We start from the raw sequence: 8,688 nt of genomic DNA, 5'->3' as shown, positions 1-8,688 counted from the left end.
GGCGTGCCGGGACCCGGTGGCCCGGGGCCCGGGCGGACTCAGTAGGCCTCGGTGAAGAGGGTAGAGGCCCGCTTGTCGGTGGCCCGGTAGTCGTCCTTGCCGCGCTCGATGAGCTTGGCGACCTTCTCGAGCTCGGCGTGCATGACGTCGGCCTTGGCCTTGTACTTCTTCTGGAGGTTCAGGTACTCCTGGTGCGCCTCACCGTCCCAGGTGTCCGTGACCACCTTCACGGCCTGCTCCATCTGGTCCAGGTCCTTGAGGATGTTCCCGGAGACGATCCGGATGCGGTCGGCCATCTGCTGAACGGTCTCGTACCGGACCCGGGTCCCGTCGTTCGCCGTCATGTTCTTCTCCTTCTCGCTGCGGACGAATGGATGGGGGCGTGGCTCAGATGCCGTCGAGGCCCGAGCGGGGGCCGTTGCCGGACGTCGGCTGGACGGCGTTCCTGAACGCGGCGCGCACCTCGTCGTCCTGGGCGTTGCTGAGGTTCTTGGTCTGCGCCACGGCGTTGTGCAGGACGCCGAGCAGCCGGCGGATCTCGTCGTGGCTGTCGTTGAGCGTCGTCTGCGCCGTGATGAAGCCGGAGGCGCCCACACCGGTCCAGCCCGCGCTGACGGTGGCGATGATGTCGGCCAGCTCGCGGGCCTGCTTGGAGACGGCGGTGCCCGTCTCCTGGATCTTGTTCTTCGCCTGGACGACCGGATCGTCCGCAAGTCCGAAGGTGTTCGTGCTCATCGAAGCTCCTCACTTCTCAATTCGCCGGCAGAACCGGCGGATTGCGCAGCGGGGCGGGCGTGCCTGGCGCGGATGTGTGTCACGCGCTCCGGACCGTCCCCCTCCGCTTCACGCGATCCCCCGATCACACTCGTGAAGCCTGGTGTCACTCTAGCCAGTTCACGGGGCGGCCCCAACACCGGTGGGCCGCTTCCGTGGACGAACTGCGGCTGTTCACTGCAAACGGCGCCGGCGGCCGCGCGCGTCCCGGATGACCGTCGCGGTGCCCGCGATGACGGCGATCAGGACGGCGCCGGTACCCAGAGCGTACGTGCCGTAGCGCTCCTGCCGCTCCTGGGCCGTCTCGGTGAGCTGGAGGGGCGCGGCCTGGGGCGCCGCCGCCGGGGGCGGGCCGGGGTCCGGGACGGGGGCCTTCGGGGCCTGTTGGTCCTGGCTGAGGGCGCGCACCGGGTCGACGACACCCCAGCCGACGTAGTCGTCACGGCCTTTGACGGTGCGTTCGGCCGTGTTCTGGATCTGCCAGACGATCTGTTGGGCGGACCAGTCGCGGTGCTCGGCGCGCAGCAGGGCGGCGACCCCGGCGACGTAGGGTGCGGAGAAGCTGGTGCCGTTGTCGATGCACTGGCCGAAGCCCGGGACGGTGGAGACCATGTCCACTCCGGGAGCGGCGACTCCGATGAAGTCGCCGGGCTGGGAGAAGGCGGCGCGCTCGTTGTTGCGGTCCGAGGCGCCCACGGCGAGGACGCCGGGGAAGGCGGCCGGGTAGGTCCTGCGCTTCTGGCCGCTCATGCCGTCGTTGCCCGCCGAGGCGACGACGACGACGTCGGCGGCGACGGCCTTCTGGACGGACTTGCCGAGCTCGGAGTCCGCGGACAGCTGGACGTCGGTGTCCTGCGAGATGTTGATGACCTGGGCGCCCTTGGCCACCGCGTGGTCGATCGCCTGGCTCAGGGAGAGGGCGTTGCCCTTGCCCTGCCCGTCGTTCTGCCGGATGGGGATGATCGTGGCGTCCGGGGCCAGGCCGACGAAGCCGGTGCCCGCCTGGGGGCGGGCCGCGATCAGCCCGGCGACCTTGGTGCCGTGGCCGACGGTGTCGGTCGTGCCGTCACCACCCTTCGGGTCGACGAAGTCCTTGCCCGCACCGACGTCTATGGCGCCGCTGAGCTGCGGGTTCGCCCGGTCGACACCGGTGTCGATGACGGCCACCCGGACACTCGCGCCGCTCTTGTCCTTGCCCTTGGTCTGCGCCCACAACTCGTCGAGGAGGAGCCGTTGCAGTGCCCAGGGCCGGTCCTCGATCTGCTTCTTCATGGGGAAGGTGCACTCCCCCGCCCCGTCGAGGCGCAGCGCGTACGGAGGGTGCGGTGCGGCGGCCGCGGTCGTCGCGGCATCGGCCGCGGCCCCCGCCGTGGCCGCCGCGCCGGCGGCCAGGGTGAGGGCGAAGGCGCCTGCGAGGAGCGGGCGGCGGGGCCTGCGGTTCTGGGGCATCGGCGGCTTCCTCACGAACCCTGGGGCTGGCGGGCGGAGTTGGTGTCCAGCCGGGGGCCCTTGGAGAGGAACTCCGACCACGCGATGGGCACCATGGCCGGCGTGACGCCGCCGTAGCCGAGCCTGACCTGCGCCTGGCTGGCCTCGGGGCGGCCGTCCCCGCCCGCCTTGGACTGGTCGGGGGCGCCGATCTTCGACTGCTCGGAGTCGCTGTCGCCGTTGGCCTGGACGGCGTAGCGCAGGCCGGTGTCGGTGACCAGGAAGAGGGAGCCGCCGGCCGTGGTCTGCTTGCCCTGCACCTGGGTGTAGAGCAGGCCCGAGCCGGGGGTGACGTAGGCGCTCGTGCCGCTGGCCGTGATGTCGATGGGGTAGCCGGTGCCGGCCCAGGTGCTCAGCGTCTGGTTGCCCTGGCCGTCGACCGAGCGCAGGACGTTGCAGACGGTGTCGCGGTTGGGGGAGCCGTCGGCCTGGGTGCCGGCGGGCGGTGTCGTCCGGTTGACCCGCTCGGTCTTCCTGTGCGGCCACTTCACGTCGCCGGCGAACGGGGCGGCGTCCGGGTCGAGGGACTGCAGGTCGACCTCGCGGGCCTTGCCGTGCATGTTGAGGCCGTCGGTCGCCGGCGCCGAGATCAGCAGCCAGGCGACGAAGTCGGAGACCGGTGCGACCTTGCCGGGAAGGACCACGTAGTGCTGGGCGCCGGAGCCGGTCTGGGCCTTGAGCACCATGCCGACCTTGTTGTCGGCGGTGGTCAGGCCCTTGACGTCGGCGGCGGCCCCGGCCTTGCCGGGGATGGCCGGGAACGCGAGGTCGTCGCCGGAGTTGAGGGTGCCGAGCCATTCCGGGCTGACCTGCTGCGGGGTGGCTCCGGTACCGACCAGGGCGTTGGTCATCGTTCCGGCGGCCGGGGTGCCCTCGGGGAACTTGTACTTCGTGCCGGTCGCGTCGACCAGGTACCGCTCCCTGCCCGGGCCGGTGCTCTCCACGTACAGCGACTGGGTGTCGGTCAGCCGGCGGGCGTCGTCCGTGACGGGTGCCTCGCGGTCCGCGAGGACGAAGGTGGCGGTCTGCACGCCGCGGCCGTTGCCGCCGGGCTGCTGGCAGACGGCCCAGCGCTTGGCCTTGCCGGCCTCGGGCTTGGAGGGGAGCCGGTCGGGGGCGTAGGGGATGCCGACGATGGGGCCGCGCGGCGGCCTGCCCGCGTCCAGGACCTTGTCCTCGACCTGCACCACCTTGAACTTCCGCGGGTCCAGCAGGAGTCGGGCCGAGGCGAGGTTCAGCACCGGGTGCAGGCGCGTCTGGTCCTTGCCGCCCACCTTCGTCGTCAGGACCACGTAGCGTGTCGTGGAGTCCTTGCCGACGATGACCCTTGTCCCGGGCTCGTCCCAGCCTTTGGGGGCGGTCGGCTTGAACATGCCCCAGGCACCGAACCCGGCGAGCACGAGAGCCCCGACGATCACGCCCGGCAGGACCGCGCGCAGGGGGCGGGGCGCCCCCTCCTCGGTACCCGTGGCGGAGGGCTGGAGGAACGCGGCCACCGTCCGCCGCTTCGCAAAGGTGTACGCGTTGAGCTCATCACGTCGTGATGCCATGACCGTCTGCTTCTCCCCGCACGGCCCGGCCGGTGAGTACGGTCCCCGGGCCTCGATAGTCGGACCGGGCACCTACTATGCCTCTTGACGGACGGTATGCAGGGGCCGGGTAGGGTGAGGCAGCCGCTCAGCGCCTTCCACACCGGGGTAATCAGCGCTTGTTGGGGTGGATTGGGGAGGTTCCGGAGTCCCGCGACGGGTGTCGCGCAGCGCCGGAACTCATGAGGTCTGGCCCGTGAGAGGGGAAGTGCGCGAGTGATGGCCACGGCGACGGAGCCGCAGACCGGCGCGCCCGCACCCGCACGCGGCGGGGTGACACCGTACCCCGAGCCGAGCACCGGCCGCTTCGGTCCGTTCCGACTGCAACAACTCGTACTGCTCCAGGTCGCGGCGGCCGGGCTGCTCGTGGCGTGGGTGGTCGAGCCCCTGCTCCTGGTGCCCGTCGGCGTGCTGGCGCTGGTGCTGGTGGTGCTCGCGGTCGTACGCCGCCACCGGCGTTCCCTGCCGGAGTGGATCGGCAGCGCGCTCGCGCTGCGCGCGCGCCGCCGCCGGGCCGCTTCCTTCACCGTCCCCGCAGGCACCGAACCGGGGCTGGCGCCGCTGGTCGAGGCCGATCCGGCCCTGCGCACCCTGACGTTCAGCGACCGGGACCGGCGTCCGGTCGGGATGATCGGCGACGGGACCTTCCTGACCGCGGTGGTCCAGGTGGACACGGACGCCACCGCGCTGCGGCCCGACCGGGCGGCGCGGCCGCTGCCGCTCGGCGTCGTACGGGACATCCTCGAAGTGGACGGTATCCGGCTGGAGTCGGCGCAGTTGGTGCAGCACACCCAGCCGGCGCCGGCCCCGCACCTGCCGGCCCGGTCGATGGCCACGCTCAACTACGGGCCGCTGCAGGCCCGTACGGGCACGCCCGCGGTGCGGCTGACGTGGATCGCGCTCAAGCTCGACCCCGAGCTGTGCCCGGAGGCGGTGACCGCCCGCGGCGGCGGCCTTGCGGGCGCCCAGCGGTGCGTGGTGCGGGCGGCGGACCAGTTGGCGAGCCGGCTGACCGGGGCCGGGTTCAAGGCCACCGTCCTGACCGAGCAGGAGCTGACGGCGGCGCTGGCCACGTCCTCGTGCGCGAACCCGATGGCTATCACCCAGGCCGGACGGTCGGCCGGCACCGGGCGGCGCACCGAGGAGACCTCGCGGATCTGGCGCTGCGACGACCGCCGGCACACGACGTACTGGATAGGCCGCTGGCCGCAGCTGGGCGGCGCGGGGGCGGCGGCGCTGCCGCAGTTCGTGGCGCTGCTGACCTCCCTGCCCGCGCTCGCCACGAACTTCAGCCTGACGATGGCCCCGGCGGAGCGGCAGGGCGTGACCCTGACCGGACACGTACGGGTGACAGGGCGCAGCGACGAGGAACTCATCGCGGCCCGGCGCGATTTGGAGAGGACGGCGCGGGGTGTGAAGACCGGGCTGGTCCGGCTCGATCGCGAACAGGTGCCGGGGCTGCTGGCTTCGCTGCCGCTGGGAGGCGCGCGATGAGGGGCGGATTCGGTCTGGTCGGCCCGCGGCGGGAGCGGCACATGGTGCTCGCGGCGGACCTGGACGCGCTGGCGGTGCCCGTCGGGGACGACGGCGTCGTCATCGGCGTGGACGCCGAAGGACGGTCGGCGGTGCTCGGCATCAACCGGCCGACGCCGTACGAGGTGACGCTGATCGGCGGCCTGTGGACGGCGCAGGTGCTGGCGCTGCGCGCGGCCGCCACAGGTGCGCGCGTCGCGGTGGAGACCGGGCGCGGGCAGGTGTGGTCCGGGCTGGCCCGGGCCGCGGGCGGCGGGCAGCAGTGCGTGACCCTGCACGAGGTGGGGCGGGTGCCGCCGCAGGGCGCGTCCGCGGGCAGCCCGGTGCTGGTGGTCCGCGACTGCGGGATGCGGCCGCCGCGCGGCCGCGTGGTGGCCGGGCCGTGGCAGTCGGTGCTGACCCTGCTGCCGTATCTGAGCCCGACGGCGCCGCGGTTGCTCCAGCAGGCCTCGCTGGTGGGTGTGCAGCGGGTGTCGCCGGACGAGGCGGAGCAGATCGGCCGCCTGATGCGGCTGCCGCGCCAGGCCGTGGCGTCTCTGCCGACCCTGGGCGACGGGGTGACCCTGTGGTGCACCCCGCGGGACCGGCAGTTCGTGATGACCCAGGGGACCGAGGCGGAGACCGGGCTGCTGGGCCCGGCGCGCCGTATCGACTGATGGGGCGTGCCGCCCCGGGCGGGGCCGCCCGTCCCTCTCCGCTTCCGTGGAGCGGGACGCGGCGGACAGGGGCGACGGGCCCCGATTAGGCTGGACGCCGGCGCGGCGTGGGTGGGCGCCGGAGCAGTGTTCGACATACCAGGAGGACCAGTGAGCGGCGATCGGAACGAGAGGCGCGGCGGGACGTGGGACGTCCCGACGGACGATCAGTCCGACGCGGAGCCCGAGATGACGGGCGAGTTCACCATCGACTACACACCGCCGGCCTGGTACACGCAGAGTGCGCCGCCGGCCGCGGCCGCGCAGGTGCCGGGGCTCCCCGAGGGCAGCGGCTTCGAGCCGCACCGCCCCTCGGACCTGGAGTCGCCCTCCACGATGCGGATCGCGCCGCCGGCTCCGCGGACCCCGTCGGACGGTACGGGTACGCCCCCGCCGTTCCCGCTCGCCGGCCCGGCCGGGACGACCCCGGGGGCGCCCGAGCCGATCGTGGCGCCCGACCTGCCGTACGCGGCCCCGGCCCCGGTCACGGCGCCCGAACCGCCGCACGCGGCCCCGGCCCCGCTGCCGGCCCCGGCACCGGCACCGATCCAGGTGCCCGAACCGCACGCGGCTCCGGCCCCGCTGCCGGCTTCCGCTCCGGTCGCGGCTCCGGTCGAGCCCGCTCCCGCGGCGCCCGAGGCACCCGCCCCGGCACCGGCACCGGCACCGGCACCGATCCAGGTGCCCGAGCTGCCGTTCGCGGCCGAGGCCCCGGCGGCTTCCCCGGTCGAGCCCGCCCCTGCGGCGCCCGAGACCCCTGCTCCGGTGCAGGCGCCCGAGCTGCCGTCGGCCGCTCCGGCCACGGCGCCCGCCCCGGCCGATGCGGCTCCTGCGGCGGCCGAGGCACCGGCGCCCTTCGCTGCGGCCGCGCCCGGCCCCGCCCCGTTCGACACCGCGCCCGGCGCTCCCGAAGCCCCGGCGCCGTCCCCGTCGTTCGCGGCCCCGGCCGAGGAGGCCGGCCCGGAGCCGGCCGACGCCGTTCCCGCGCCGTTCGCGGCCCCGGTGCCGCCGGCGCCCGTGGCCGAGGCCCCGCCGTACCCCGCTCCGGCGCCCGCCGAGCCCCCGGCCGAGGGGACGCCGGTGGCTCCCGCCGCGGAGCAGACCGCCGGGGAGAACCCCTTCGGGGCGCCCGCCGGTGAACTGCCGCCGCTGCCGCCCCCGTACGCGACGCAGGGCTCCTACGGCTTCCCGCCGCCCGCGCCGCAGCCGCCCCCGCAGCCGCACCCTGCGCAGCCGCAGCCGCAGTACGACCCCCGCACGGCCGGACAGTGGCCCGTCGGCCCCGGCCAGCAGCCGCCGCAGCCGCAGCCGCACGACCCTCGGTACGCGGCCGGCCCCACCGGCGCGGGCGCGCCGCTCGGCTACACCGCCGCCGTCGAGCTGTCCTCGGACCGGCTGCTGCGCAACAAGCAGAAGCCCAAGAGCAACAACACCGGTGCGGGCGGCGGCCTGTTCCGCTTCGGCGGCAAGGCGGCCGAAGCGGAGCGCCGCCGCAAGCTGGAGCTGATCCGCACCCCGGTGATGTCCTGCTACCGCATCGCCGTCATCAGCCTCAAGGGCGGCGTCGGCAAGACCACGACCACCACCGCGCTCGGCGCCACCCTCGCCACCGAGCGCCAGGACAAGATCCTGGCCATCGACGCGAACCCCGACGCGGGCACGCTCGGGCGCCGTGTCCGCCGCGAGACGGGCGCGACGATCCGGGACCTCGTCCAGGCGATCCCGTATCTGAACTCGTACATGGACATCCGCCGCTTCACCTCGCAGGCGCCCTCCGGTCTGGAGATCATCGCCAACGACGTGGACCCGGCCGTCTCCACGACGTTCAACGACGAGGACTACCGCCGCGTCATCGAGACGCTGGGCCGCCAGTACCCGATCATCCTCACCGACTCGGGCACCGGTCTGCTGTACTCCGCCATGCGCGGCGTCCTGGACCTGGCCGATCAGCTGATCATCATCTCGACCCCGTCCGTGGACGGCGCCAGCAGTGCCAGCACCACCCTCGACTGGCTCTCCGCCCACGGGTACGCGGACCTCGTCTCCCGCGCCCTCACCGTCATCTCCGGAGTCCGCGAGACGGCCAAGATGATCAAGATCGAGGACATCGTGCAGCACTTCGAGACCCGTTGCCGCGGTGTCGTCGTGGTGCCCTTCGACGAGCACCTCGCGGCCGGCGCGGAGGTGGACCTCGACATGATGCGGCCCAAGACCCGCGAGGCGTACTTCAACCTGTCCGCCCTCGTGGCCGAGGACTTCCTCCGTGCCCAGCAGCAGGCCCCCCAGAACCACTGGGGAGCGCCGCAGCAGCCCCACCAGCCCCAGCCCCATCCCCAGCAGCCGCAGCACCACCAGCCGCAGCCGCCCCCGCCGTACGGCCAGCCCCAGGGCCAGCCCCCGTACCAGCAGCCGCCGCAGCAGCCGGGTCCCTACGGCCAGCCCTACCCGCAGCAGCCGCAGCCGGGCCAGCCCTGGCAGCAGCCCCCGGCCGCCCCGCCCCAGCAGCCGCAGCAGCCTCCGCGCGACCCGCGCCTCGGCTGACGGCCGCACCGCCCGCAACAGGAAGGGCCCGTACCGTCCCGGACCGCATCGGATCCGCGACGGTACGG

7 protein-coding genes are annotated in these 8,688 nt (G+C 74.0%); 3 read left to right on the top strand and 4 right to left on the bottom strand.

Annotation, left to right across the window (positions count from 1 at the left end):
* Positions 1-38: 38 nt before the first annotated feature.
* The 4 genes from AVW11_RS34750 to eccB form a co-directional block, all read right to left on the bottom strand.
* Complete coding sequence (locus AVW11_RS34750) at positions 39-344, bottom strand: WXG100 family type VII secretion target (protein ID WP_030844360.1); 306 nt, start codon at positions 342-344, stop codon at positions 39-41.
* Between the two features lie 43 nt (positions 345-387).
* A complete protein-coding gene (locus AVW11_RS34745; protein ID WP_060176934.1) occupies positions 388-735 on the bottom strand; it encodes a WXG100 family type VII secretion target in 348 nt (115 codons plus the stop codon).
* Between the two features lie 213 nt (positions 736-948).
* Positions 949-2,223 (bottom strand): type VII secretion-associated serine protease mycosin, encoded by a 1,275-nt coding sequence (mycP, locus tag AVW11_RS34740; RefSeq protein ID WP_079250908.1) that lies wholly within the window; start codon positions 2,221-2,223, stop codon positions 949-951.
* An 11-nt stretch (positions 2,224-2,234) separates the two neighbouring features.
* Positions 2,235-3,812 (bottom strand): type VII secretion protein EccB, encoded by a 1,578-nt coding sequence (gene eccB, locus AVW11_RS34735; RefSeq protein WP_030844367.1) that lies wholly within the window; start codon positions 3,810-3,812, stop codon positions 2,235-2,237.
* A gap of 258 nt (positions 3,813-4,070) precedes the next feature.
* Here eccB and eccE point away from each other — a divergent pair, with 258 nt between their 5' ends.
* The 3 genes from eccE (at position 4,071) to AVW11_RS34720 (ending at position 8,620) form a co-directional block, all read left to right on the top strand.
* Positions 4,071-5,345, top strand: a complete 1,275-nt coding sequence (gene eccE, locus AVW11_RS34730) for a type VII secretion protein EccE (protein ID WP_030844368.1) — start codon at positions 4,071-4,073, stop codon at positions 5,343-5,345.
* Positions 5,342-6,040, top strand: coding sequence for a hypothetical protein (locus tag AVW11_RS34725; RefSeq protein WP_030844371.1), 699 nt, complete (start codon positions 5,342-5,344; stop codon positions 6,038-6,040). Before eccE ends, AVW11_RS34725 begins: the two co-directional genes overlap by 4 nt.
* Positions 6,041-6,190: 150 nt before the next feature.
* Positions 6,191-8,620: an SCO5717 family growth-regulating ATPase gene (locus AVW11_RS34720; protein WP_076047014.1), complete on the top strand. Its 2,430-nt coding sequence runs from the start codon at positions 6,191-6,193 to the stop codon at positions 8,618-8,620.
* Positions 8,621-8,688 lie beyond the last annotated feature (68 nt).

The sequence above is a fragment of the Streptomyces amritsarensis genome, from assembly GCF_001953875.1.
GTDB classification, from domain to species: Bacteria; Actinomycetota; Actinomycetes; order Streptomycetales; family Streptomycetaceae; genus Streptomyces; species Streptomyces amritsarensis.
The sequence above is the reverse complement of the archived record's forward strand: the minus strand, read 5'-3'. Positions and strand labels throughout refer to the sequence as shown.